The sequence below is a fragment of the Streptomyces sp. NPDC049887 genome (genome assembly GCF_040656535.1).
GTDB lineage: Bacteria > Actinomycetota > Actinomycetes > Streptomycetales > Streptomycetaceae > Streptomyces.
Map to the genome: position 1 here is coordinate 103,245 of NZ_JBFAMM010000005.1, position 24,012 is coordinate 127,256.

Below are 24,012 nucleotides of genomic sequence, written 5' to 3' on the forward strand. Positions count from 1 at the left end.
GAAGCCCTGCTCGGCAGGCCCTGGTGGACGGCCTGCTGCACCTGCCCGAACGGTGCCTGCAGCGTCGGGTCCGGTCGTGGGACACGGCCTCCACCTCGTCTCCGGCAGGGCCGGGGTACCCGGCGGGTGCGCCGCACATATGACGGCCGCCACTCGGTGAAATATACCCCCGGGGGTAAGAGTGTTAGAGTGAGTGCAATACCCCTGGGGGTAATTTACGCGCGAAAGGAGCATCCCGGTGTTCTTCGTTGACACGATCGAGCTCGAGGGCCTGGGCAACCGCAGCTACCTCGCCGGCGGCGAGCGGGCGGCGGTGGCGGTGGACCCGCCCCGTGATGTCGACCAGGTGCTTGCCGCGGCCGCTCGGCGGGGGGTGCGCATATCCCATGTGGTGGAGACACACATCCACAACGACTACCTCACCGGCGGTCCGGAGCTCGCACGTCTCACCGGAGCCGTCTACCTCGTGCCGGCCGGTGCGCGGGTCTCGTTCACCCGGACCCCGGTCGTCGACGGCGACACCGTCGACGTCGACACGGAGCTGACTCTGACGGCCGTGGCGACGCCCGGACACACGCCCCACCACACCGCGTACGTCCTCGGGGTGGAGGGCCGCCCGGTCGCCGCGTTCACCGGCGGCTCCCTGCTCATCGGCACGGTGGGGCGTCCGGATCTCGTCGAGCCCCGCCTGACCGAACAGCTGGCCCGCGCCCAGCACGCCTCCGCGCACCGCCTCGCCGACGCACTGCCGGACGACACGGCGGTGCTGCCCACGCACGGGTTCGGCAGCTTCTGCTCGTCCGCGCAGGCCGACGGCGACGCCACGACCATCGGCAAGGAGAAGGCCGCCAACACCGCTCTCACCGCCGATGTGGAGACCTTCGTCGCCGACCTGCTCGCGGGACTCGAGGACGTGCCCGCCTACTACGCCCACATGGGACCGGCCAACGCCGCCGGCCCCGCCCCCGTCGACCTGACCCCGCCCGCGGTCGCCGACCCGGACGAGATCGCCGCACGGCTCGCGGCCGGGGAGTGGGTGGTGGACCTGCGCCACCGGATCGCGTTCGCCGAGGGGCACGTCGCCGGTTCGTTCAACTTCGAGGCGGACGGCAAGCTCGCCACCTACCTGGCGTGGATGATCCCGTGGGGCAAGCCGGTCACCCTGCTCGCCGACTCGGCCGGGCAACTGGCCGCCGCTCAGCGGGAACTCGTGCGCGTCGGCATCGACCGCCCGGCCGCCGCCGCGACCGGAGGTCCCGGCGACTGGCTCCGCGACGGCGAGAGCCCCGCGTCCTTCCCCCGTGCCACGTTCGCGGAACTCGCCGAGCAGGACTGGCGCGACGGGAACGGGATCGTCGTGCTCGATGTGCGCCGTGACTCCGAGCGCGCCGAAGGCGGGATAGCGGGATCGGTCCACATCCCGATCCACCAGCTGCACCGCCGCCTCGGTGAGGTGCCCGACGGCACGGTCTGGGTGCACTGCGCCGGCGGCATGCGCGCCGGTATCGCCGCCTCCCTGCTGGACGCCGCCGGACGGCGGGTGGTTGCTGTGGACGACGGCTTCGACGCCGCCGCCGAGGCCGGACTGACCGTCGTCACCGGCTGAACCGGGCAGGGCCCCGCGGCCCGGCGCACCCGAACAGGGCACGCGGACAAGGCGCCTGAACAAGAAGACCAGCAAGAACAAGAAGACCAGCAAGAACAAGAAGACCGACAGCAGACCGAACAAGAACTCCGAGGAGAAAGGTGAAGTGGACGATGTTCCTCTTCCGTAGGGGCGCACCACGCCTGTCCGTGGACGAGGCCCGTGCCCGCACCAGCGGGGACCGGCCGGAAGCCGTGCTGCTCGATGTGCGGGAGGAGTCCGAGTGGCAGGCCGGGCACGCCCCGGGTGCCGTGCACGCCCCGCTGACCCGGCTGGCCGCGGGCGCCGCGCTGCCCGCCTCCGCGCGGAGTCGTCCGCTCGTGGTGATCTGCCGCAGCGGGCACCGCTCGCAGCAGGCCGCGAAGCTCCTCACGGAACGGGGAGCGGACGCGACGGATGTGGAAGGCGGCATGAACGCATGGGTCGCCGCCGGATTTCCGGTCGTCGACCATCGCGGGAACAGTGGCTCGACAGCGTGAGCACCCTGATCCTCGCCCTGATCGCCGGGGCCGTCATCGGCCTGGCCCTCGGCGCCCTCGGCGGCGGTGGCAGCGTGCTCGCGGTCCCCGCACTGCTCTACCTGCTGGGGTTCACGCCCGCGTCGGCGACCACCGCGAGCCTGATCATCGTCACCGCGACCTCGGCCGCCGCCCTCCACGTCCATGCGCGAGACGGCAACGTCGCCTGGAGAACCGGGACGCTGTTCGCGGCCGCGGGCATCCTGCCGGCGTTCCTCGCCGGAGCGGTCGCGGGTCACCTCCCGGCGGGGGTGCTCACCGCCGCCTTCGCGTTCATCGCCGCGCTGGCCGCCCTGCGCATGCTGCGACCCGCGAACTCCGCGCCGCCGGAGCGGATACGTCCCGCCAGGGCGGCGGGAGCGGGGGCCGGTCTGGGAGCCGTGACGGGCTTCCTCGGCGTCGGCGGTGGGTTCCTCGCCGTCCCGGCCCTGGTGGGGGTCCTCGGTCTGCGGATGAAGCAGGCCGTGGGCACCAGCCTGCTGGTCATCACCGTCAACTCGGTGGCGGCGCTCACCGCGCGGACGGGATCCGGCGGGGACCTGCGCTGGGAGGTGATCGCCCCGTTCACCGGCGCCGCGGTCCTCGGTGCCTGGGACGGGAAGCGCCTCGCCACGAAGATCACCGGCCAGGCCCTGCAGCGGGCCTTCGCCTTCGTCCTGCTGGGCGTGGCGGCCTTGATGCTCGTCGACGTGGTCGTCTGAGCACGCGGGCCGCCGCGGCCTCTGGGCGGCCGAGGACGGCTCAGGCCAGCGAGAGGAAGAGCTTCTCCAGGCGGCCGCGCATCTCGTCGCGGTCCTCACCGGAGCGGCTGCCGTCCTCCATCTCGGTCAGGCACTGCTGCAGCCCCGTGGCGATGATCGCGAACCCGGCGCGGTCCAGCGCGCGGGACGCGGCCGCCAGCTGGGTCACGACCTCCTCGCAGTCCCTGCCCTCCTCGATCATCCGGATCACTCCGGAGATCTGGCCCTGTGCCCGGCGCAGTCGGTTCAGGACCGCCTTCAGCTCCGCTCCCGCCAGATCAAGCTCCATCATCACTCCTCATGGAATACCCCCAGGGGTAAGATACCCCCTTTCGCTGGGGGCCCGCCGACAGAAAAGGATGACATCCGCCATGGTCACGCCCACCACGCTCGCCACCGGCGAAGCCCGCACCCGGCTGCACGAGATGACCGTCATCGACGTACGCACCCCGGGTGAGTACGCCGGCGGCCACCTGCCCGGTGCCCTCAACATCCCCCTCGACCGGATCCAGCGGGCCCTGCCCGACATCCGCCACGCGGCCGATCACGGCGACGTCCTGGTGGTCTGCGCGTCCGGCGCCCGGTCCGAGAACGCCTGCCGGATCCTCGCCGAGAACGGCATCGCCACCGCCACGCTCGCGGGCGGCACCGCTGCCTGGGCTGCCGACGGCCACGACCTGCACCGCTCCCAGGGCGCCGGCCGCGCCACCTGGGGCATGGAACGACAGGTCCGCCTCACCGCCGGCGCCGTCGTCCTTCTCGGGCTCCTCCTCGGCCTCCTCGTCCACCCCGCCTTCCAGATCCTGTCGGCGGGCATCGCCGCCGGACTGGTCTTCTCGGCCCTCACCAACACCTGCGGCATGGCCGCCGTGCTCGCCAGGCTCCCCCACAACCGCCCCCGCGCCGCCGATCTCGACCGCACCCTGGCCCGACTCCGCGACCGCTGAGCCGGGGAGGGGGCGGTGGCCCGGCGTGCCGGGTCCGCGCCCGTTTCCCCCGGAGGGCCCGATGTCCTGACCGCGCCCCCGTGCGTCGACGGCTCCCAGGACCGGGGGCGTGCGGCCCGGCGCCGCGACCTCGGTCCGGGGCGGACCACCGCGACGAGCACGGCTGCCGAAGTGATCACCGGAGGGTCGGCGTCCCCCGGCGGTCAGGCGTACGAGTGGTGCTTGAGGTGCATGCGAGGGCATCCGGCGAGACTTCCTCCCCGGTAGCGCAGTCGCGTCGTGGGGGTGAGTCTTCGTGAAAGGCATCGTTCTGGCCGGCGGCACCGGGGCCAGGCTGTATCCGATCACGCGGGTGGTGTCCAAGCAGCTGCTGCCCGTGGGCGGAAAGCCGATGATCTACTATCCGCTGTCGATTCTCATGCTCGCGGACATCAGGGACGTCCTCGTCATCACGACGCCCCACGACCTGCCGCGCTTTCGCACCCTGCTCGGCGACGGCTCCCAGCTCGGGATGGAGATCACCTACGCCGAGCAGTTCCAACCGGGCGGTATCGCCGAGGCCCTGCTCATCGGAGCGGACCACATCGGCACGGAACCGGTCGCGCTGGTCCTGGGCGACAACATCTTCCACGGCCCCCGTTTCTCCGACGTGCTGGCCCGGGAGTCCCGGGAGGTGCGGGGATGTGTGCTGTTCGGCTACCCCGTGCACGACCCGCAGCGCTACGGGGTCGGCGAGGCCGACGCCGAGGGCCGGCTCGTCTCCATCGAGGAGAAGCCCGCGCGGCCGCGGTCGAACCGGGCCATCACCGGCCTCTACTTCTACGACAACCGAGCGGTCAACATCGCCAAGAACATCACGCCTTCGGCCCGGGGGGAGCTGGAGATCACCGATGTGAACCGGTTCTACGTCGCCCGGGGCGAGGCCAGGCTCGTCGATCTCGGCCGCGGCTTCGCCTGGCTCGACACGGGGACACCGGAGTCGCTGCTCCAGGCGAGCCAGTACGTCGGGATGCTGGAGGAACGCCAGGGATGCCGCATCGCGTGCATCGAGGAGGTCGCGCTGCGGATGGGGTTCATCGACGCGGACGCGTGCCACCGGCTGGGGGAGGAGATCGGCGGGTCGAGCTACGGGCAGTACGTCATGTCCATCGCCGCGGAGTTGAGGGCCTGAGAGCCCCCCGGACCGGAGACCCGGCCCCGGGAGATCCGGCCCCCCGGGGGCCCGGAGCCTCCGGGTACGGCACCGAGGGGCCGGTCAGACGGTGACGACCCTTGCGACCTTGCGCACGCCCTCGACCAGCTGGGCCTGGAGCAGCGACTCGGCCTCGCCCACCGGACCGTTCCCGCCCGCCAGGACGGCGGCGGTGAACGCGGCCAGCGCGTTGCGCACCTGATGGTCCGCGGGCATCGCCAGCTCCGTCAGCCGGTCCTGCTGCTGGACCCGGACGACCGGCTTCAGCTGCTCCGGAGGGGTGTACGCGCGCTCCACCGAGATCCGTCCCCGGCGACCCCACAGGGCATAGCGCGAGCGGTAGGCGTGCCGGAAGCCGAACTCGAGCTGCGCGGCGACGCCGTCGGGGGCGCACAGCAGCGCCGTACCCGCGACGTCCACCCCCGTCGTGTCGTCCACCCGGAGGGTGGCCGCCAGCACCTCCGGTTCGCCGGACAGGTACATCTGTGCCGTCCGCAGCGGGTAGACGCCGACGTCCAGCAGGGCGCCGCCGCCGAGCGAGGGGGCGTACCGGAACCCCGTGGGATCCAGCGGCGGTACGCCGAACGAGCCGGACAGCACTTCCAACTCGCCGACGGTTCCGGTGTCGAGGAGCGAGCGGACCCCGGCGTGCTGCGAGTGGTGCAGGAACATGAAGTTCTCGGCGAGGATGCGGCGGTGCCGCCGCGAAAGCTCCATCAGCTCGGCGGCCTCCGCGTGCGTCGTGCACAGTGGCTTCTCGCACAGCACGTGCTTGCCGGCGCACAGCGCCTCGGCCACCTGGTCGAAGTGGAGCGCGGGCGGCAGGGGGACGTACACCGCGTCGATGTCGTCCCGCTCCAGCAACGTCCGGTAGCCCTGGACACCGGCGCACCCGAAACGGTCCGCCACCCGTTGCGCCTTCGTGGCGTCCCGGCTGGCCACCGCGACGAGTTCGGCCGAGTCGGCCGCCGCGATGGCCGGGAGCATCCGGCGCAGCGCGATGTCCGCGCAGCCGAGCACGCCCATGCGTACCCGGCCGCGGGCGGGGCCCTCGTGCCCGGTGCGCACTGGACTCACAGCGTCGCCAGGACGTCGTGGAGTGCGCCGATCACCTTGTCCTGCAGGGCGGGGTCCAGCGAGGGGTACATCGGCAGCGAGAAGATCTCGTCGGCCAGCCTCTCGGTGACCGGCAGGGAGCCCTTGGCGTACCCCAGGTGGGAGAAGCCCGTCATGGTGTGGACCGGCCACGGGTAGCTGATGTTGAGTGCGATGTCGTAGGCCTTCAGTGCCTCGATGACGGCGTCGCGCCGCGGATGCCGCACCACGTAGACGTAGTGGACGTGTTCGTTGCCGGGCGCGAGGGCCGGCAGCACCAGATCGGTGCCGGCGAGCCCCTCGGCGTAGCGCCTGGCGACGGCCCGTCGGCCCTCGATGTAGGCGTCGAGCCTGCGCAGCTTGCGTCGCAAAATCTCCGCGTGCAGCTCGTCCAGCCGGCTGTTGTGCCCCGGTGTGCGGACGACGTAGTAGCGGTCCTCCATGCCGTAGTACCGCAGTCGCCGAAGACCCGCGTCGACGTCCGGGTCCGCGGTGATGACGGCGCCGCCGTCGCCGTAGGCCCCGAGCACTTTCGTGGGGTAGAAGGAGAACCCGGCCGCGGCCCCCCACGTACCGGCGAGACGTCCTCCCCGGCGGGCGCCGTGGGCCTGCGCGCAGTCCTCGAAGACCAGCAGACCGTGTGTGTCCGCCACGGCCTGCAACGCCGTCATGTCGACGCACTGACCGTACAGATGCACCGGGAGCAGGCACCTGGTGCGCGGGGTGACGGCGGCGGCCACCTGGTCGACGTCCATCAGGTACGTGTCGGGGTGGACGTCGACGAAGACGGGCGTCGCCCCCACGGAGTCGATGGCGACCACGGTCGGCGCCGCGGTGTTCGACACGGTGACGACCTCGTCGCCGGGGCCGACGCCGATCGCCTGAAGCCCCAGTTTGATGGCGTTGGTGCCGTTGTCGACGCCCACCGCGTGTCCGATCCCGTGGTAGGCGGCGAACTCCTCCTCGAAGCCGCGACCGCTGGCGCCGAGGACGAGTTGCCCGGAACGCAGCACGGTCTCGATCGCGTCGTGGATGTCGTCCCGCTCGTTCTCGTACTCGCGCAGGTAGTCCCATACGTAGGTGGTCATGGGTGAGTCACTGTCTCCGCTCGTCTCGGGCATGCGCCTGGCCGGGTCTCACTGCCGTACCCCGACGAACAGACCGCGGCCGGTCGGGTCGCCGGGGAGGTACTCGACGGTGCAGCCGGCGTCGGTGAACGCCGCGGTGTACTCGTCCTCGGTGAAGAGGGTGAGCACGTCGATCTCGGTGAACTCCCGGATGCCGGCACGGTCGCCGACCAGGAAGCGCACCTCCATCCGGGTCGCGCGGCCCTGGAGGGTCGAGTGCGATATCCGGGCCACGGTGCGGCCGTTCTCGCGGCCGAGGTCACCGGCGACATAGCCCTCGACGTGGTTCTCGGGGAACCACCACGGCTCGATCACGAGCACCCCGCCGGGGCGCAGGTGCCGGGCCATCGACCGCACCGCGTCCCGCATGTCCCCGACCGTGCCCAGATAGCCGATGGCGCAGAACATGCACACCACCGCGTCGAAGGTGCGGCCGAGGCCGAAGTCGCGCATGTCGCCGGGGTGCACGGTCACCTCCGGCAGCCGCTGGTGGGCCAGCTCCCGCATGGGTTCCGCGATCTCCAGGCCCTCGGTGTGCTCGAACAGCGTCCGGAAGGTCTCCAGATGCGCCCCGGTGCCGCACGCCACGTCGAGCAGGGACTCCGCCTCCGGACATCGCGACCGCACCAGCTCCGTGACGTGGGCGGCCTCCCGTGGCCAGTCCTTGCCCCGGCTGCGGTAGAAGATCTCGTAGACCTCCGCCAGCTCCCGTCCGTACATCTGCTCTCCCGTCGGTGTCGGTCAAGGGCGCCCGGTCACTCGTCGACCATGGCGACCGCCCTGGTCCAGCCCGCGCCCGCGCCCGCGATCTTCACGGGGAAGCACACGACGGTGAACCCGTACGGCGCGGGCAGGGCCTCGAGGTTCGCCAGGCGCTCGATCTGGCAGTACTCCCGGTCACGGCCGGCGAAGTGGGCCGGCCACAGCACCGAACGGTCACCCGTGCCCCGGTACCGCTCGATGATGTCGGTGAACGGGGCGTCCAGGCTGAACGCGTCCGTCCCGATCACCCGCACCCCCAGGTCCAGCAGCAGGTGCACGGCCGGCCCGTCCAGCCCGGCGAACTCGGTGAAGTACTCCGGGGTACCCGCCCGCGCGGAGGCGCCGGTGTGCAGCAGGACGATGTCCAGCGGGGCCGGGGCCCGGCCGATCCGCTGGAACTCCTTCTCCAGGCGGTCCGCGCCGACGGCACCGGTCGGGGCGTCGGTGAGGTCGAGCACGATCCCCGGGTTGCAGAACCACTCCAGCGGCATCCGGTCGATGTGCTTCGGTACGCCGTCGCCGTACCCGGCCCGGGAGCCGTAGTGCGACGGCGCGTCGACGTGCGTGCCGGTGTGCGAGGTCAGGGTGATCCGGTCGAGCGACAGGAACTCCCCGTCGGGCAGCTCGTCCGGGTCGAACTCGAGCCCGAAGTGGGTCCGCATCTCCGCGCTCATGTGCTCCGCCCCCTGACGGGCGGTCAGCACCTCGTGCACCACGGGATCCGGCTCATGGGCCCCGGCGTCCACCGCCGATGACAGGTCGATCAACCGCACACGGACCTCCCACGTATGTCGCTGCCGCTCGCGCCGACGAGGCAGATGGTGCTCCGCGTGAACGGAGAAGCGCTCAAACCTCGCTCGGTTCGAGCGCGTCGCGTTCGAGCCGATGTCGAAGCGCGTCGGGAATCGTTCGCGGATGCCGCCCGTTCGGACCCGGACGGGACTAGCGTGAGGAGGACGCGGTGGCAATGCCGATGGGAACCTCGTCGTCTGTCGAGTCCCTCTATGCCGAGGTGCAGCAGTTCTACGCCCACCACATGCATCTGCTGGACGCCGGGGACGGCGAGGGCTGGGCGCGGACCTTCACCGAGGACGGCTCGTTCGCGCCGCCCTCGCTCCCTGAGCCCGTCGTCGGCCGGGACGCCCTGGCCGCGGGGGTGCACAAGGCCGCCGCGGCGCTGAGCGAAACCGGCGAGGTGCACCGGCACCTGCTCGGCATGGTGTCGATCCGGCCGTGCGAGGACGGCGAGCTGAAGGTCCGTTCGTACGCGCAGATCATCGCCACGCCCCGGGGCGGCAGCCCCCGGCTCCATCTGATGTGCGTGTGCGACGACGTGCTCGTGCGGGTGGACGGCGAACTGAAGGTGCGGGCACGCCGGGTCACGCGTGACGACCGGCACGCGTGACCCGGCGCCGGGACGGGCCGGGACCGACGAGGGCAGCGAGGAAGGGGGTCGGTGGGGTGACCTCGCGTGACGCGATCCGGCCGGGCACGGTCGCCGTCCTGGGCGCGACCGGCGGCCTCGGACGACAGGTGAGCGCGGTGTTCTCGCGCGCGGGACACCAGGTGCTCGGCGTGGCCCGGCGCCCCGCTCCGCACACCGCCGGACGCCCCTTCGTCCCGCTCGACGTGGCGTCGGCGGACCCGGCGGAGATCACCGGCCTCCTCGCCTCGCGGCACGTGGACGTGGTGGTCAATGTGGCGGGCGGCTGGGTGGTGACCGAGGAGGCGATGCACCACGCCCATGTGCGGCTGGTGGACCGCCTCCTCGCCGGAGTCGCCGCGCTGCCGACGCGCCCGCGCGTCGTCCACGTCGGCAGCATCCACGAGTACGGCTTCGTGCCGCACGGATCCGGCATCGACGAGTCGGTGACGCCGGATCCGAGCACCCCGTACGCCCGGACGAAACTGGCGGGCTCGCAGGCCGTGCTGGATGCGGCCCGGGCCGGGGACGTCGACGGGGTCGTGCTGCGCGCCGTCAACGTGTGCGGACCCCACCCGTCGGAGGCGAGCTTCCTGGGCGCGGTGCTGCAACGGCTGCGCGGGGCGGTGCCGGGGGAGGCGCTGGAACTGGTGATCGCCGACGCCGCCCGCGACTACATCGACGTACGCGACGTCGCCTCGGCGGTCCTGCGGGCCGCGGACGCGGCGTCCACCGGTGCGGTGTTCAACATCGGGCGCGGCGAGGCGACGACGATGCGCGAACTGGTGACGACCCTGGTCGCGGTGTCCGGATTCCCGCCCGAGACGCTCAAGGAGACCGGCGGGCCGGTGGAGAGCAAGGGCGGCGGTTGGACCAAGGCGGACATCCGCCACGCGCAACGGGTGCTGGGCTGGCACCCCGTCATCGGGCTGCGCGACTCCCTGCGCGACATGTGGGAGGCGGCGGACTGAGCCCCACCCCTCCGCACGCCGCCCGGCGGCGCGCCTTCTTCCCTACAAGCAGAGAGGTACGTGCGATGAGTGAACTCACCCTGCCGGTCCTGGTCGAGATCTTCCGGGAGTGCGCCGGCGAGGCGGAGGGAGTCGATCTGGACGGCGAGGACGTCGGTGACGTCGAGCTGAGTGCCCTCGGGTACGACTCGCTCGCCCTGCTGGAGGCGATCAGCCAGGTCGAGCGGCGGTACGCGATCGGCATGCCGGACGCGGAGACCCGGATCCGCACGCTGAGGCAGTTCCTCGACCAGGCCAACGAGCAAATGGCCCGGCGGCCCTGACCCCGGCCCCCGGCCCCCGCGGAACACGGTCCCGTACCCGGCCACCGGCCCCCTCCCGCCAGGGCGGGCGCCGGGTCAGCCTGCCGACCTGACGCCCACGAACAGGCCCCGGCCGGCGGGCTCGACGGGGACGTAGTCCACGCCGAAACCGGCGGCCGTGAACGCGGCCTCGTACTGCTCCGGCGAGAACAGGCCGATCAGGTGCGTCTCGTGGAAGTGCCGCACCCCAAAGGCGCCGTCCGCCACGAGGTAGTGCACATTCATCCGGGACGCCGCCCCCTCCCGTACGGAGTGGGAGACCCGGGACACGGTCCGCTCCCCGACGGTCACCGTGCTGCAGGCGACGTGGCCGTGCCGGTAGGTCTCGGGGAACCACCACGGGTCGACGGCGAGCACCCCGCCGGGCGTCAGATGCCGGGCGAACCGGCGCAGCGCGTCGCCCAGCGCGGACTCCGTCAGCAGATAGCCGATCGAGCCGAACATGCAGGTGATGACGTCGTACGTGCGGCCGAGGTCGAAGTCCCGCATGTCACCGACGTGTACGGGTACGTGCGGCAGCGCCGCGCGTGCGTACCGGGCCATCGGCTCGGACAGCTCCAGCCCGGCCACCTCGTCGAACAGCTCGTGGAAGCACCGCAGATGCGCGCCGGTGCCGCACGCCACGTCGAGCAGAGTGCGGGCGTCCGGCCTGCGCTTGCGCACCTGCCCCTCCACCGCGGCCGCCTCCTGGAGGTAGTCCTTGCCGCGGCCGCGGTGGACCAGTTCGTAGATCTCGGCGAGTTCGGCTCCGTACACGGCGACCCCATTCGTTGCGCACCCGACAGGGACGGGGGTCCGGAAGCACCGATCGTCGGTCGGGCTGCCGGGGCGTGCTGCCCAAGCCCCGCCTGCCCCGCCCCGCGGGCGGACGCAGCCACGTTCGCAACACGCCCTAGAGGAACGCCGGAGACCCGCTGGACGCGAGGGCCACCGGAGCCCCTCGCGGTGACCGACAGCGCCGTCGAGCGGGGTTCGAACCCGCCCTGCCAGGGTCGGCGGGAACCACGACCCGCGGCACAGGTTTGGAGTCCCACCGTGAGCACAGGCGTGAGCACAGGCCGGACCGCCGGCGAGGAGGCACCGGGCACGGCGCGCGAAGGGTACGACGGCGCGGTCGACGGCAGCGGCGGGGAGGGCGCCGGATCGCCGCCCGGTGAGGTGCCCGCACTGCTGGAGGAACTGCGCCGCTACCTGGACCTTGCGCCGCAACTCAGCCTGCCGCCACGTGCGTTCAGCTCTCCCGGGCTGTACGAGCTGGAACGCAGTCGGGTCTTCGGCCGCTCCTGGGTGCTCGTCGCCCACCGCGACGAACTCGCGGAGCCGAACAGCTATGTCTGCGTCGGTATCGCGGGCGAGCAGGTGCTGGTCACCCGCGACGCGGACGGTGTGCTGCACGGCATGTCGCCGATCTGCCGGCACCGGATGATGCCGCTCGTCGAACCCGGCGCCGCCGGCCGCGCCGAGTCCTTCACCTGCCCCTACCACCTGTGGAGGTACGGACTCGACGGCCGGCTCGTCGGCGCGACCCATATGCGCAGGAACCCCGACTTCGACCCCGGGAACTGCCGGCTGCCCGCCTTCGCCGTGGCGGAGTGGCACGGATTCGTGTACGTGAACCTCGACCCGGCCGCCGCCCCCCTCGCCCCCGAACTGAGCAGGATCTCCGACGACCTGGCCAACTACCGGCTCGACGGTATGGCTCAGCTCGGGGCGTGGAGCGAGGAGTGGGCCTGCAACTGGAAGGTCGCCGTCGAGAACGCCCATGAGAACTACCACGTGATGGGCTTCCACCCGGAGACCCTCCAGCCGTCGACGCCAGGCGGGTCGGACACGGACGTACGGGTCGACTCCCCGTGGGCGCTGCGCCTTCTCATCCCGTTCACCAAGCCCCAGGAGACCTACGTCCTGCCGCTGACCGACGAGGAGAAGGCCCATCTGTACGGCTTCTTCGTCTTTCCCTCGGCGAGCCTGGCCGCCGCCGGAGAAATGATCATCTGGCTCAGCCTGATCCCGCAGGCGATCGACCGGACGCTGGTCCGCGGCGGCATCCTCGTGCCGCGCGGCGCGCTGGAGGGCGCCGACGTCGACGAGTTGCGCCGACAGGCCGAGTCGTACGCGGGAATGATCAACAGCGAGGACCGGAACGGACTGGAGGCCGTCCAGCGCGCCGTGGGATCGCGCTTCGCCGCACGCGGCCATCTGAGCCCCAAGGAACCCGGCGTCGTGGCTTTCTACCAGAACCTGGCCAGGGCACTGCTGCGCGGCGACGGCGACTGGCCGGGAGTGCTGTGAGCCGCCGGCCGGACGTGTCGGCCACCGCACGTCATGACGATCGCTACTCCGCTTCTCGAGGAAGAGGACTTCCACCATGCCCAGTTGTCGGATCTGCGGCGGTCGGCTGCACGAGTTCATGGACTTCGGACAGCAGCCGCTCTCCAGTGGGCTCCTCGAACCGGAGTACCTCGGTGACGAGTACTTCTTCCGGCTGGCCGTCGGGGTCTGCGGGGAGTGCACCATGGTCCAGCTCACCGAGGAAGTGCCGCGGCACCTGATGTTCAACGGCCACTACCCGTACCTGTCGTCCGGGTCCTCCGTCATGCGCAAGCACTTCGAGGAGACCGCGCGGCACTTCCTGGAGACCGAACTCGCCCGGAAGGGCGCCTTCCTGGTCGAGCTGGGCTGCAACGACGGGATCATGCTCCGGGTCCTGGCCGAGGCAGGGGTCCGGCACCTGGGCGTAGAGCCGTCGCAGAGCGTGGCCGACCTCGCCCGCCGCCAGGGCATCCGGGTCACCACCGAGTTCTTCCAGGAGTCGACGGCGGCGGACATCCGCAAGGCCGAGGGGCAGGCGCAGGTCATCTACGCGGCCAACACGATCTGCCACATCCCCTACCTGGACTCGATCTTCCGGGGAGCGGACGCGCTGCTCGCGCCCGAAGGGGTGTTCGTCTTCGAGGACCCGTACCTCGCCGACATCGTCGACCTCGCCTCCTTCGACCAGATCTACGACGAGCACTACTACTTCTTCTCCGTCTCGTCCGTGAGCACCATGGCCGAGCGGTTCGGCTTTGAACTGGTCGACGTGGAGCGGTTGCCCGTGCACGGCGGCGAGGTGCGCTACACCGTCGCCCGCGCGGGGCGGCGCACCCCCTCGCCCGCGGTCGCCGAGCTGCTGGAGCGGGAGCGGCGGCGGGGGCTGTCGGACCTCGCAACCCTCACGGGCTTCGTCAGCCGGGTGGAGCGGGCCCGGGACGAACTCGTCTCGCTGCTCCGCGGACTGCGCGAGGAAGGCCGGACGGTCGCCGGGTACGGGGCCACGGCCAAGAGCGCCACGGTGGCCAACTACTGCGGCATCGGTCCCGACCTCGTCTCGTTCATCTCCGACACCACCCCGAACAAGCAGGGGCGGCTGACACCGGGCTCGCACATCCCGGTGCGGTCGCGGGAGGAGTTCGAGAACCCCTACCCCGACTACGCCGTGCTGTTCGCCTGGAACCACGCCGAGGAGATCATCGCCAAGGAGCAGCAGTTCCGTGCCTCGGGCGGCAAGTGGATCCTCTACGTCCCGGACGTCCGTGTGGTGTGAGCGCTCCCGCTCCCGCACCGACCGCGCCGGCCGAGGAAGGGTGCCCCATGAGGGTCCTGTTCACCACACACACCGCAAAGTCCCATCTGTTCGCGCAGGTCACGCTGGCGTGGGCGCTGCGGGCTGCCGGCCACGAAGTCCATGTGGCCGGCCAGCCGGATCTCGCCACCGACATCACGGGCACCGGCCTGACCGCCGTCACGGCCGGTGCCGCCCTCGACCTGGCGGCCCGGATGGAGTCCTACGAGCAGCACGACGGGCCGTCCGGGTCCGGTGAGGCCGCCGAGCACGGGGGCGCGGGAGGACACACGGCCCAGGACCCGGGCCCCCGGAGCGAACCGGAGACCGCCGCCGACCACCGCGCGATGGCGGAGCGGTTCGAGTACTGGACGGACATGACAGAGATCCGTCCGCACAAGCTGTCGTACGAGTACATGCACGGTGTCTTCACCGCCATGACCACCCACGTCTTCCAGCAGTACTCCGCACCGGCGATGGTCGACGACCTGGTCCGTCACGCCCGGTGGTGGCGGCCGGACCTGGTCGTCTGGGACCCGCTCACCTTCGCCGGGCCCATCGCCGCGCGGGCCAGCGGCGCGGCCCACGTCCGGCTCCTGTTCGGCCTGGACCTCATCGGCCGCATGCGCGAGTCCTACCTCGACGCGGTGCGCGAGCTGCCCCCCGGGCAGCGGGAGGACCCGATGGAGGAGTGGCTGGGCTGGACGGTGCGGCGGTACGGCGGCGAGTTCGGCGAGGACCTCGTCGTCGGGCAGCGCACCATCGACCCGCTGCCGCCCTCACTGCGCCTCCCCGTCGACCTGGACCGCGTGCCGATGCGGTCCACCACCCACAACGGCAGCTCGGTCCTTCCCGGCTGGCTGCGCGAACCGACGAGGCGCAGGCGGATCTGCCTCACGCTCGGCGTCTCGCACCGTGAGCTGCTCGGCGCCGACCGGGTGCCACTCGGAGAGGTGCTCGCGGCAGTGGCCGGGGAGGACGTCGAGGTGGTGGCCACCCTGAACAAGGCCCAGCTCGCGTCTGCCCCCGAAGTCCCGGACAACGTACGCGTCGTGGACTTCGTCCCCCTGGAGGCCCTGCTGCCCGGTTGCTCCGCGGTGATCCACCACGGCGGCGCCGGCACCTTCAACACCGCGCTGGGCTGCGGGGTGCCCCAGCTCATCCTGCCCGACGGGGTGTGGGACACCGACCACAAGGCACGCCTGCTGGAGGAGCGCGGAGCCGGGCTCCGCGTCGCGGAACCGGCGCGGGCCGACGCCGGGATGCTGCGCGGCATGCTCACGCGGCTGCTGGAGGAACGCTCCTTCGCCGACGCCGCCGCCCGGCTGAGCCGCGAGTCGGGGCGGATGCCGGCGCCCAGTGCCGTCGTGCCCGTCCTCGAAGAGCTGGCCGAGGCGAACAGGCGCGGCGCCCGGCCGGATCCGACGACCCACAACGAGACGGGGGAGTGACGGTGAAGGGTTTCTCACGCCGAGGGTTTCTCGCGGGCAGCGTCGTGGCCGGCGGCGTCGCGGCACTGGCCGGGCCCGGTACGGCGGCGGCGGACCGGACGGCCCACGGCTGCTTCCCGCCGCCTCCGGCCAGGGACATACGCCCGGGCGATCCGCGTTACGCGGAGCTGACCGTCCGGGGCTACAACGGGCGCTTCACCGCCCGGCCGGAGTCCGTACGCCTCGTCCACTGCGCCGACCACGTGGTCGACGCGGTGGACGACGCCCTGCGGACGGGCAGACGGATCGCCGTGCGCAGCGGCGGACACTGCTTCGAGAACTTCGTCGACGACCCCGCCGTCCAGATCGTCGTCGATGTCTCCGAAATGAGGTCCGTCTACTACGACCCCGGGCACCGTGCCTTCGCCATCGAGTCCGGCGCGACCCTCGGCGAGGTCTACCGCACCCTCTACCTGGGCTGGGGCGTGACCGTCCCGGCGGGCGCGTGCCCCGGCGTGGGAGCCGGCGGTCACATCGCGGGCGGTGGGTACGGCGGCCTGTCACGCCACCACGGCTTCGTCGCCGACCACCTCCACGGGCTCGAGGTGGTCGTCGCCGACCGCGGCGGTCGCGCCCGTCTGGTGCTGGCGACGCGAGACCCGGACGACCCCCACCACGACCTGTGGTGGGCCCACACCGGCGGGGGCGGTGGGAACTTCGGCATCGTCACCCGCTATCTGATGCGCTCGCCCGGCGCCCGCCCGGGCGACCCCGCGACCCTGCTGCCACGACCCCCGGCGACCATTCGCTCCGTCACCGTCGGCTGGTCGTGGGCGGACATGACCGAGTCCGCGTTCGTGCGAATCCTGCGCAACCACGGAACCTGGCACGAGAAGGAGTCCGGGACCGGCTCCCGCTACGCACCGCTCAGCAGCTGGCTCGTACTCAACCACCGGGCGAGCGGGCGCTTCACACTCGTGGCGAACGTGGACGGCTCCCTGCCGCACGGCAGGACGCTGCTCGACGAGTACGTCGCGGCGGTCACCGCGAACACCGGGGTGCGTCACGAGACCGAGCACTCCACCGCGCTGTGGATGAAGTCCACGCTGACCGCAGACCCGTACGCCGGCGGCAGATACCCCTTCAAGTCCAAGGCGGCGCTGCTGCGCAAGGGCTGGTCGGAGGCGCAGATCCGGACCATCCACCGCTGGCTGACCCGGGGCGGGGACGAGCACCAGGCATCGGCGGTGTACCTCTCCACCCTCGGAGGCAGGATCAACACGATCCCGGCGTCAGCGACGGCGGTCCCGCACCGCGACTCCCTCTTCAGCGCGACGTACGAGACCTCGTGGTGGCCCGGTGTCCCCGGGGACGGGCAACTGGCATGGGTGCGCGGTCTGTACCGGGACGTGTACGCGGACACCGGCGGCGTCCCGGTACCCGACGCCCGCAACGGCGGGGCCTACATCAACTACCCGGACGTCGACCTGACCGACCCCCGCTGGAACACCTCCGGGGTGCCGTGGCACACGCTCTACTACCGGGACAACTACCCCAGGCTCCAGCGGGTCAAGGCGCGGTGGGACCCCGCGAACGTCTTCCGCCACGCGATGTCCGTCCGGCCGCCGGGCCGCTGACGCGCCACCCGCCCGCGGCCCGACCGGCCCTGTGCCCCTCACCCGGCCCGCGACTCCAGCCGCCGGACCAGCGCCGCGGGGGACGGCATCGCCGCGGTCTCTTCCCGCACCTCGACCGCAGCCGCACGCAGCCCCTCGTCCTCCAGCAGGGCGCGGAACTCCTCCTGGCCGACCGTCTCGGCCGAGGTCCCGATCGCGATGCCCCGCGCCACGACCGCGCTCTCGTTGTCCTTCTGGTCCGGGCTGAGCGGCATCACGCACTGGGGCACGCCGGCGGTCATCGCGACCGCAGAGGTGCCCGACCCACCGTGGTGGATCAGCCCGCGACAGGTGCCCAGCAGCGGCCCGAGGGAGAGCCAGTCCACCGTCCTCACGTTGGGGGGAAGGTCGCCGAGAAGAGACGGGTCGCCGCCGCCGAGCGTGACGACGAACTCGGCGTCCGTGCCCGCCGCCGCCGCGACGAGCGGCGCCAGCACGGCCAGGCCACCCCACAGACCGGCGATCGACCCGAGGGTGACGGCGATCCTCGGCCGCCGCGGCGGCTCCAGCAGCCAGCCCGGCAGCTCCCCGTTGCCGTTGAAGGGCACATGGCGCACCGGTACGTCGTCGTCCGCCCGCACCCGGTCCGGAAGCAGCTCCCGAAGACTCGGCGGCATCGAGTTGAGCCGGAAGCCGGGCGGGGGCTCGGGGGTGACACCGTGCCGCAGGTAGTGCTCCTTCATGTGGTCGCGCAGCAGGCCGTCGATGCGCGGTGCGCTGTCGGCCGGCCCGGTCACCAACGACACGGCGGGCACGCCGAGCGCCCCCGCCGCCAGCGGGCCGGCACCCTGCAGCGGTGAGTGGACGATCAGGTCCGCGGACCAGCCACGGGCGACCTCCACCACCCGGTCGACGGTGACACCCGAGACCCTGGCGAACAGCGCGGCGACGAACTCGTCCCCGCCGTCGACGCTGAAGTCGATCTCCTCGGGCCGGAACACCGTCGCGTAGTCGAGTCCGGGGGTCACATCGACGACGTTGACGCCCGCGGCGGCCACCGCTTCGACGTCACCGCCCTGGGCGTACAGCACGTCGTGACCCGCTGCGGTCAGCGCGTGCGCCAGGGGCACGGAGGGGAAGATGTGCCCCAGTCCTGGGGAGTTGACGAACAGTACGCGCATGGGAACTCCTCGCCTCACGAGAGGGACGGGGTGGAGGTGTCACCTTGCACCGGCGCCCTTGAAGCCACGCGGAGCTTCGTTGAACGGACCTCCCGCCCCGCTCCCGGCCGGCGGTCCGAGACCTTTCGAGCGCCTTTCGACACCAGGCTGCGAAGGTCGTTGCCCCCAGCGACCCGAAGGGCTGCCTTGCCATATGGAGATCATCGGGAACGGGTTCCTCGCACGACATCTCGCACCCCTCTCGGCCGAGCATCCCGCAGCGACGGTGCTGGCCGCGGGCGTGCCCACGCACCCGCTGCCCGACGCGGAACACCGGCGTGAGAACAGGCTCGTCGAGGAAACGGTCCGGCACTGCCTGCGGCGCGACCGGATGCTCGTGTTCTTCTCCACCGTCAGCATGTACGGCGGCCCGGGCGGCCCGGGCGACGAGGGCGGCCCGCAGGTCGCGTCCACCCGTTACGGCCAGCACAAGCTGGACCTGGAACGGCTGATCAGGGCCTCCGGGGTGCGCCACCTGATCCTGCGGCTCGGCTATGTGCCGGGCCCGGGCGAACCCGGCTTCCGCCTCCTCGCCGCGCTCATCGCGCAGGTCCTGGCCGGCCGGGTGCGCGTCCAGCGCGGAGCGCGCCGGGACATGGTCCACGTGGAGGACTTCACCACCGTCGTGGACGCCCTGCTCCGCACCGGGGTGTGCGACGAGACCGTGAACGTCGCCTCCGGAGACTGCGTGGAGGTCGCCGCCATCGTGCGGCACCTCGAGCACCGCCTCGGCGTCACCGCGCGGTGGGAGGTCACCGGCGACAGCATCGAGCACTGCCCTTCGGTGGGAAAACTGCGACGGCTGGTGCCCGAGGTCGACCGGCTGGGATTCGGGCCGGGCTATCACCGGACCGCCATCGACCGATATCTGGCGGCGACGTGCCCCACGGAAGTCATCCGGACGGAAAGGACGGAAAGGCCATGACGGACCAGGCCGGCGGCACGCACCGGGCGTGGACGGGGGACCTCTCCCGGCCGCTCACCCCCGAGGGCGACGCACTGCTGGACATACTGAGCAGGCATCTGCCGGACCTGGCGTCCGGCGCGACCGAGCACGACCGCGACGGCTCGTTCCCGCTGGAAGCCTTCCGGCGCCTGGGCTCCGACGGCGTGCTCGGCGCTACCGTGCCGCGTGAGTTCGGCGGACTGGGCGTGAGCAGCGTCCACGACGTGTGCCTCGCCGTGAAACGGATCGCCGAGGCCGACGCGTCCGTTGCGCTGTCGCTGCACATGCAGTTCAGCCGCGGGATCACCATGTCGTACGAGCGCGAGCACGGCTCCGACACCGGGCGTGCCCTGGCCGGGCGGCTGCTGCGGCTGATGGGCAGGGAAGGGGCACTGGTCAGCGGCGCCCTCAAGGACGCCGGAGTCACCACCGAGCTGGCGCCCGCCGCCGACGGCGGCTGGCGGCTGACCGGCCGGAAGATCCTCGTCAGCATGGCCCCGTTCGCCACGCACTTCGTCGTCGCGGCGCAGACCCGTCCCACCGCCGGGCCCTCGCTGCTCGCCTCCGCCTTCCTGCCCGCGGACGCCCCCGGCCTGAAGGCGCCCGACAACTGGAACGGCATGGGCATGCGGGCCTCCGCCAGCACCGAGGTCGTCCTCCAGGACTGCCCGGTCCCCGCGACGGACGTGTTCCTGCGCGGACCCGTCGGCCTGCGCGACGACGCCGCGATGGCGGGCCGGACCGTCAGCTCCATCGGACTGCTGGGGGTCTACGCGGGCATCGCGCAGGCGGCGCGCGACTTCGCCGTCGCGGGCGTCGCCCGGCGCGGCGGACAGCCGGCGGCGGCGGTCCGCACCCTGGTGGCCGAGATCGACGTGAAGCTGTACACGCTGCGCGCCACGCTTGCGGCGGCACTGACCAACGCCGACCACCACGCGCGGCGGACGGCGGACGACCCCGGCGAACGCGGCCGGCTGATGATGGCCCCCTTCCAGTACGCGAAGCTCGTCGTCAACCGCACCGCGGCGAGCATCGTCGAGGACTGCATGACCCTGGTGGGCGGCGCGTCGTTCAACGCGAACCACCCCCTGTCCCGCCACTACCGCGACGTGCGTGCGGGCTGGTTCATGCAGCCCCTCACCTACGCCGACGCCGTCGACCACCTGAGCGCGCACGCCTTCGGATCCGACCGGGCAGGCGGTGCGACGTGAACGGTACGAGCGGCGGAACCGTCGGGGGCGCCGACGCGGACGAACGGCCCGTCGACGCCCTGGTGCGGATGTCGGACCTGGTGACCCCCATGGCGCTGCGGGTCGCCGCCACCCTGCGGCTGGTCGACCACCTCAGAGCCGGCGCCACGAGCCCCGAGGCCCTGGCCGAGGCCACCGGAGCGGCCCCGGACGCGCTGTCGCGGCTGATGCGGCACCTGGCGGCCGCCGGGGTCCTGGAGGAGACCGGACCCGGCCGGTACGCGCCGACCGGCATCGGCGAACTGCTCGCCGACGACGACCCCTCCCGGCAACGTTCGTGGCTCGACCTGGACCAGGCCGTCGGCCGCGCGGACCTGACGTTCCTCGATCTGCGCGAGGCGGTCCGCACCGGCCGGCCGCAGTACGAGGCCCACTACGGAAAGCCGTTCTGGACGGACCTGTCCGAGGACGGCGAACTCGGTGCCTCCTTCGACACCCTGATGACGACACGGGAGGACGCGGCCTTCGCCGCGCCCGTCGCCGCGTACGACTGGAGCCGGGCAGGGCATGTGCTCGACGTCGGCGGCGCCCCCGGTGGACTGCTCAGCGCCGTCCTGCGGGCCGCGCCCGGGGCCCGCGGCACGCTGCTGGACCTGCCGGGAGCGGCCGAGAGGGCGCGCGAGCGCATCGCGGCGGCCGGAATGGACGGCCGTATCGACGTCGTCGGCGGCGACTTCTTCGACGAACTGCCGGTGTCCGCCGATGTCGTCGTGCTGTCGTTCGTGCTCCTCAACTGGTCGGACGCGGACGCGCTGCGGATCCTCGGCCGCTGCCGTGACGCCCTGCGGCCGGGGGGCCGGATCGTCCTGCTGGAGCGGGCCGAGGCGCCGTCCGGCGGGACGCGGACATCGGACCTCTACTTCAGCGTGCTCGACATGCGCATGCTGGTGTTCCTCGGCGGCAGGGTCCGCACCGACCGCGAGTGGGCCGCTCTGGCCGGCGCCGCCGGCCTCGACATCGTCTCCCGGACCGGGCCCCTGGCGTCGCCCAACGTGCCGCTGGACTCGTGCCTCTGGGAGATGACCCCGCGCTGAGCCCGTCCGCCGCCGAAACGACGATCCACGGAACCGGGAGGTTCCCCGACCCGAGAGGAACGGCACAGTGGCACAACGCTTCGTCACGTCGAAGGACGTCGAGCTGTGGAGCGAGGACTTCGGTGACCCCGCCGACCCCGCCCTGCTCCTGGTGACGGGTGGGAACCTGACCGCGATGAGCTGGCCGGCCGAGTTCGTCGAACGGCTCGTCGCCGGCGGGCTGCACGTGATCCGCTACGACCACTGGGGGGTGGGCCGCTCCACCGGCTGGGATCCGGCCGAGCGCCCCTACGGCTATGTCGAGCTGGCCGCCGACGCCGTCGCGGTGCTCGACGGGTGGGACGTCGAACGGGCCCACTTCGTGGGCATGTCGATGGGCGCGGTCCTGTGCCAGCTGGTCGCGCTGGACCACCCCCGGCGGATGCTGAGCATGTCGATGGCGCTCGGCGGAGCACTCGACGTGGACTTCCCCGGCAACATCCGCCGCGCCATCGCCGGGGAGCCCTCCGCCGACGGGCTCCCCCTGCCGCAGGAACGGTTCCTGAAGGCGCTCGCTGTCATGAACGAGGAGGTGGACGGCCTGGAGGCGGAACTGGACCGGCGGGTGCGCCGGTGGAAGCTGTTCTCCGGCGACGCGGTCGCCTTCGACGAGGCCGAGTTCAGGCGCTGGGAACGGCAGGCCGTCGACCACTCGGGATCCCTCACCGAGCCGCAGGTGCACTACGCGGTGCAGCCGCCGCCGCGTGAGCGCGCCCCCGAACTGCGCGACGTCCGCGTCCCCACCCAGGTCGTCCAGGCCATGGAGGACCCGATCGCCCCACCGCCGCACGGCCGCCACCTCGCCGGTCTGATCCCCGGTGCGGAGCTGGTGGAGATCCCGGGCATGGGGCACGCGCTCCCGGGCTCGGTGCACCGGCCGCTCGCCGAGGCCGTGCTCCGGCATGTGCACCGGCAGCGGTAGGCGGCGCGGCCCCGCCGGACGTGCGGGTCAGTCGGCCATGTCGAACCGGGGCTCACCGGTCCGGGTCCGCTTGACCTCGTGGAAGCCCGGAACGGTGGCCATCAGCACGAAACCGTCCCACAGCCGTCCGGCCGCCTCCCCGGTGGGCGCGGGGGAGACGACCGGACCGAAGAAGCCGACGCGTTCGCCACCGGGCCCGGCGACCGAGACCACCGGCGTGCCGATGTCACCGCCGGCCAGGGCCACGGCCTGCGCGTGAGAGGACCGGATCGCCTCGTCGTAGGCGGTGGACCCGGCGGCCTCCGCGATCTCCTCGGGCAGCCCGGCATCCGCCAGGGCCGCGGTGAGGTTCCCCCAGTCCCCCCGCAGATGGAAACGGGTGCCCATCGCCGTGAAGAGTTCACCGAGCGCCTGCCCGCCGAACCGCTCCTCCACGGCGGCACACACCCGCACCGGAGCCCACATGTAGTCCTCCCACTCCCCCTCGGGATTGTCGTCCCGGTGCTCGTTGAGCACCGAAAGACTCATCACCCGCCAGCGGATGTCCACCGGCCGGACCTTGGTGACCTCCACCATCCACCGCGAGGCGATCCACGTGTACGGGCACACGGGGTCGAACCAGAAGTCGACGGTCCGCTGTTCGGTCATGATCGGCTCCTCGCACGGTCGCGTTCTATCGGCGCCAGCCCTCCGGCTCCGGCCACGGCTCACCGAGCTGGCGGTACGTGCTCTGGTACTCGGGCCAGTCCCGATGGTCCCTGATCTTGCCGTCGACGACGCGCAGCAGATGGATCTGCTCACCGGAGAAGCGGCGGCCGGTGGGCGCGAAGCCCACCATCGGTCCGACGTGCCTGCCGTAGAGCACCAGGTACGCCCGGACCCAGTCGCCCCGCTCCTCGATCCTGACCTCCTCCAGATGCGCGTCCTCGGAGAAGGTCATCCGCAGCCAGGCTACCGCCATCGCGAACGCCTCGGGCCCTTCCCCGATCCCGTGCTCGATCGTGGCCGGATTCAGGTACTCAGGGTGGATGAACTCGTGGACATCGCCGGTCCTGCCCGTGTTGTACGCCTTGATCATCCGCCGTACGACTTCGACGTTCTGACTCATCGTCACGCCTCCGGATCTCGGTCTGCTCCTCGCCGAAGAGCATCGCAACACCGCCATCGGC

25 protein-coding genes are annotated in these 24,012 nt (G+C 72.0%); 16 read left to right on the plus strand and 9 right to left on the minus strand.

The features are described 5' to 3' along the window. Nucleotides 1–238: 238 nt before the first annotated feature. The 3 genes from AB0J10_RS08190 to AB0J10_RS08200 all read left to right on the plus strand — a co-directional run bounded on the left by AB0J10_RS08190 (nucleotide 239) and on the right by AB0J10_RS08200 (nucleotide 2,864). Entirely contained in the window at nucleotides 239–1,606 is a 1,368-nt protein-coding gene (locus AB0J10_RS08190) for an MBL fold metallo-hydrolase (RefSeq protein ID WP_363059038.1), read from the plus strand. Nucleotides 1,607–1,758: 152 nt separating this feature from the next. Continuing rightward, a complete protein-coding gene (locus AB0J10_RS08195; protein WP_363059410.1) occupies nucleotides 1,759–2,124 on the plus strand; it encodes a rhodanese-like domain-containing protein in 366 nt (121 codons plus the stop codon). Next, nucleotides 2,121–2,864 (plus strand): sulfite exporter TauE/SafE family protein, encoded by a 744-nt coding sequence (locus AB0J10_RS08200; RefSeq protein ID WP_363059040.1) that lies wholly within the window; start codon nucleotides 2,121–2,123, stop codon nucleotides 2,862–2,864. Before AB0J10_RS08195 ends, AB0J10_RS08200 begins: the two co-directional genes overlap by 4 nt. Nucleotides 2,865–2,904: 40 nt before the next feature. On the opposite strand, the gene AB0J10_RS08205 is transcribed toward AB0J10_RS08200, so the two are convergent. Further along, complete coding sequence (locus tag AB0J10_RS08205) at nucleotides 2,905–3,192, minus strand: metal-sensitive transcriptional regulator (RefSeq protein WP_363059412.1); 288 nt, start codon at nucleotides 3,190–3,192, stop codon at nucleotides 2,905–2,907. An 82-nt stretch (nucleotides 3,193–3,274) separates the two neighbouring features. On the opposite strand from AB0J10_RS08205, the gene AB0J10_RS08210 reads away from it, so the two are divergent. Together AB0J10_RS08210 and rfbA are read left to right on the plus strand one after the other, a co-directional pair. Then, nucleotides 3,275–3,850, plus strand: a complete 576-nt coding sequence (locus AB0J10_RS08210; RefSeq protein WP_363059042.1) for a rhodanese-like domain-containing protein — start codon at nucleotides 3,275–3,277, stop codon at nucleotides 3,848–3,850. A gap of 295 nt (nucleotides 3,851–4,145) precedes the next feature. After that, nucleotides 4,146–5,021, plus strand: coding sequence for a glucose-1-phosphate thymidylyltransferase RfbA (gene rfbA / locus AB0J10_RS08215; protein WP_363059044.1), 876 nt, complete (start codon nucleotides 4,146–4,148; stop codon nucleotides 5,019–5,021). 84 nt (nucleotides 5,022–5,105) lie between these two features. On the opposite strand, the gene AB0J10_RS08220 is transcribed toward rfbA, so the two are convergent. Genes AB0J10_RS08220 through AB0J10_RS08235 form a run of 4 tightly spaced genes read right to left on the minus strand, consistent with a single transcriptional unit; the run spans nucleotide 5,106 to nucleotide 8,799 of the window. Beyond that, complete coding sequence (locus AB0J10_RS08220) at nucleotides 5,106–6,110, minus strand: Gfo/Idh/MocA family oxidoreductase (RefSeq protein ID WP_363059046.1); 1,005 nt, start codon at nucleotides 6,108–6,110, stop codon at nucleotides 5,106–5,108. Nucleotides 6,111–6,115: 5 nt separating this feature from the next. Next, nucleotides 6,116–7,225 (minus strand): DegT/DnrJ/EryC1/StrS family aminotransferase, encoded by a 1,110-nt coding sequence (locus AB0J10_RS08225; RefSeq protein WP_363059048.1) that lies wholly within the window; start codon nucleotides 7,223–7,225, stop codon nucleotides 6,116–6,118. Between the two features lie 48 nt (nucleotides 7,226–7,273). Next, the gene (locus AB0J10_RS08230; RefSeq protein ID WP_363059050.1) at nucleotides 7,274–7,984 is read right to left on the minus strand and encodes a class I SAM-dependent methyltransferase; all 711 of its coding nucleotides are present in this window, start codon (nucleotides 7,982–7,984) and stop codon (nucleotides 7,274–7,276) included. Nucleotides 7,985–8,019: 35 nt separating this feature from the next. Then, nucleotides 8,020–8,799, minus strand: coding sequence for a cyclase family protein (locus AB0J10_RS08235; protein ID WP_363059052.1), 780 nt, complete (start codon nucleotides 8,797–8,799; stop codon nucleotides 8,020–8,022). Between the two features lie 194 nt (nucleotides 8,800–8,993). Here AB0J10_RS08235 and AB0J10_RS08240 point away from each other — a divergent pair, with 194 nt between their 5' ends. From AB0J10_RS08240 to AB0J10_RS08250, 3 genes are all read left to right on the plus strand, one after another. Next, complete coding sequence (locus AB0J10_RS08240) at nucleotides 8,994–9,431, plus strand: nuclear transport factor 2 family protein (protein WP_363059054.1); 438 nt, start codon at nucleotides 8,994–8,996, stop codon at nucleotides 9,429–9,431. A 56-nt stretch (nucleotides 9,432–9,487) separates the two neighbouring features. Next, nucleotides 9,488–10,420, plus strand: a complete 933-nt coding sequence (locus tag AB0J10_RS08245) for an NAD(P)-dependent oxidoreductase (protein WP_363059056.1) — start codon at nucleotides 9,488–9,490, stop codon at nucleotides 10,418–10,420. A 65-nt stretch (nucleotides 10,421–10,485) separates the two neighbouring features. Next, complete coding sequence (locus AB0J10_RS08250) at nucleotides 10,486–10,743, plus strand: acyl carrier protein (protein ID WP_363059058.1); 258 nt, start codon at nucleotides 10,486–10,488, stop codon at nucleotides 10,741–10,743. 75 nt (nucleotides 10,744–10,818) lie between these two features. Here AB0J10_RS08250 and AB0J10_RS08255 read toward each other — a convergent pair whose 3' ends face one another. Continuing rightward, the gene (locus AB0J10_RS08255; protein WP_363059060.1) at nucleotides 10,819–11,538 is read right to left on the minus strand and encodes a class I SAM-dependent methyltransferase; all 720 of its coding nucleotides are present in this window, start codon (nucleotides 11,536–11,538) and stop codon (nucleotides 10,819–10,821) included. 279 nt (nucleotides 11,539–11,817) lie between these two features. On the opposite strand from AB0J10_RS08255, the gene AB0J10_RS08260 reads away from it, so the two are divergent. From AB0J10_RS08260 to AB0J10_RS08275, 4 genes are all read left to right on the plus strand, one after another. Next, on the plus strand, nucleotides 11,818–13,074 hold the full coding sequence (locus AB0J10_RS08260; protein WP_363059062.1) for an aromatic ring-hydroxylating dioxygenase subunit alpha: 1,257 nt from the start codon (nucleotides 11,818–11,820) through the stop codon (nucleotides 13,072–13,074). A 76-nt stretch (nucleotides 13,075–13,150) separates the two neighbouring features. Beyond that, complete coding sequence (locus AB0J10_RS08265) at nucleotides 13,151–14,368, plus strand: class I SAM-dependent methyltransferase (protein ID WP_363059064.1); 1,218 nt, start codon at nucleotides 13,151–13,153, stop codon at nucleotides 14,366–14,368. Nucleotides 14,369–14,415: 47 nt separating this feature from the next. Next, the gene (locus tag AB0J10_RS08270) at nucleotides 14,416–15,837 is read left to right on the plus strand and encodes an activator-dependent family glycosyltransferase (protein ID WP_363059066.1); all 1,422 of its coding nucleotides are present in this window, start codon (nucleotides 14,416–14,418) and stop codon (nucleotides 15,835–15,837) included. A gap of 2 nt (nucleotides 15,838–15,839) precedes the next feature. Next, on the plus strand, nucleotides 15,840–17,453 hold the full coding sequence (locus AB0J10_RS08275; RefSeq protein WP_363059068.1) for a BBE domain-containing protein: 1,614 nt from the start codon (nucleotides 15,840–15,842) through the stop codon (nucleotides 17,451–17,453). Nucleotides 17,454–17,491: 38 nt separating this feature from the next. Here AB0J10_RS08275 and AB0J10_RS08280 read toward each other — a convergent pair whose 3' ends face one another. Then, nucleotides 17,492–18,613, minus strand: coding sequence for a nucleotide disphospho-sugar-binding domain-containing protein (locus AB0J10_RS08280; RefSeq protein WP_363059070.1), 1,122 nt, complete (start codon nucleotides 18,611–18,613; stop codon nucleotides 17,492–17,494). Between the two features lie 193 nt (nucleotides 18,614–18,806). Between AB0J10_RS08280 and AB0J10_RS08285 the strand changes: the two genes are divergently transcribed. The 4 genes from AB0J10_RS08285 to AB0J10_RS08300 all read left to right on the plus strand — a co-directional run bounded on the left by AB0J10_RS08285 (nucleotide 18,807) and on the right by AB0J10_RS08300 (nucleotide 22,843). Continuing rightward, nucleotides 18,807–19,577 carry an NAD-dependent epimerase/dehydratase family protein gene (locus AB0J10_RS08285; protein WP_363059072.1) on the plus strand — a complete coding sequence of 257 codons (771 nt, stop codon included), beginning with the start codon at nucleotides 18,807–18,809 and terminating at the stop codon, nucleotides 19,575–19,577. Next, nucleotides 19,574–20,809 (plus strand): acyl-CoA dehydrogenase family protein, encoded by a 1,236-nt coding sequence (locus AB0J10_RS08290; RefSeq protein WP_363059074.1) that lies wholly within the window; start codon nucleotides 19,574–19,576, stop codon nucleotides 20,807–20,809. Before AB0J10_RS08285 ends, AB0J10_RS08290 begins: the two co-directional genes overlap by 4 nt. Then, nucleotides 20,806–21,882 carry a methyltransferase gene (locus tag AB0J10_RS08295; protein ID WP_363059076.1) on the plus strand — a complete coding sequence of 359 codons (1,077 nt, stop codon included), beginning with the start codon at nucleotides 20,806–20,808 and terminating at the stop codon, nucleotides 21,880–21,882. The genes AB0J10_RS08290 and AB0J10_RS08295 overlap by 4 nt, the downstream gene beginning before the upstream one ends. Nucleotides 21,883–21,949: 67 nt before the next feature. After that, entirely contained in the window at nucleotides 21,950–22,843 is an 894-nt protein-coding gene (locus tag AB0J10_RS08300) for an alpha/beta hydrolase (protein WP_363059078.1), read from the plus strand. 27 nt (nucleotides 22,844–22,870) lie between these two features. On the opposite strand, the gene AB0J10_RS08305 is transcribed toward AB0J10_RS08300, so the two are convergent. Both AB0J10_RS08305 and AB0J10_RS08310 read right to left on the minus strand, forming a co-directional pair. Continuing rightward, nucleotides 22,871–23,491, minus strand: coding sequence for a disulfide bond formation protein DsbA (locus tag AB0J10_RS08305; protein WP_363059080.1), 621 nt, complete (start codon nucleotides 23,489–23,491; stop codon nucleotides 22,871–22,873). Nucleotides 23,492–23,516: 25 nt separating this feature from the next. Continuing rightward, nucleotides 23,517–23,951, minus strand: a complete 435-nt coding sequence (locus AB0J10_RS08310; RefSeq protein WP_363059082.1) for an ester cyclase — start codon at nucleotides 23,949–23,951, stop codon at nucleotides 23,517–23,519. Nucleotides 23,952–24,012: the final 61 nt, after the last annotated feature.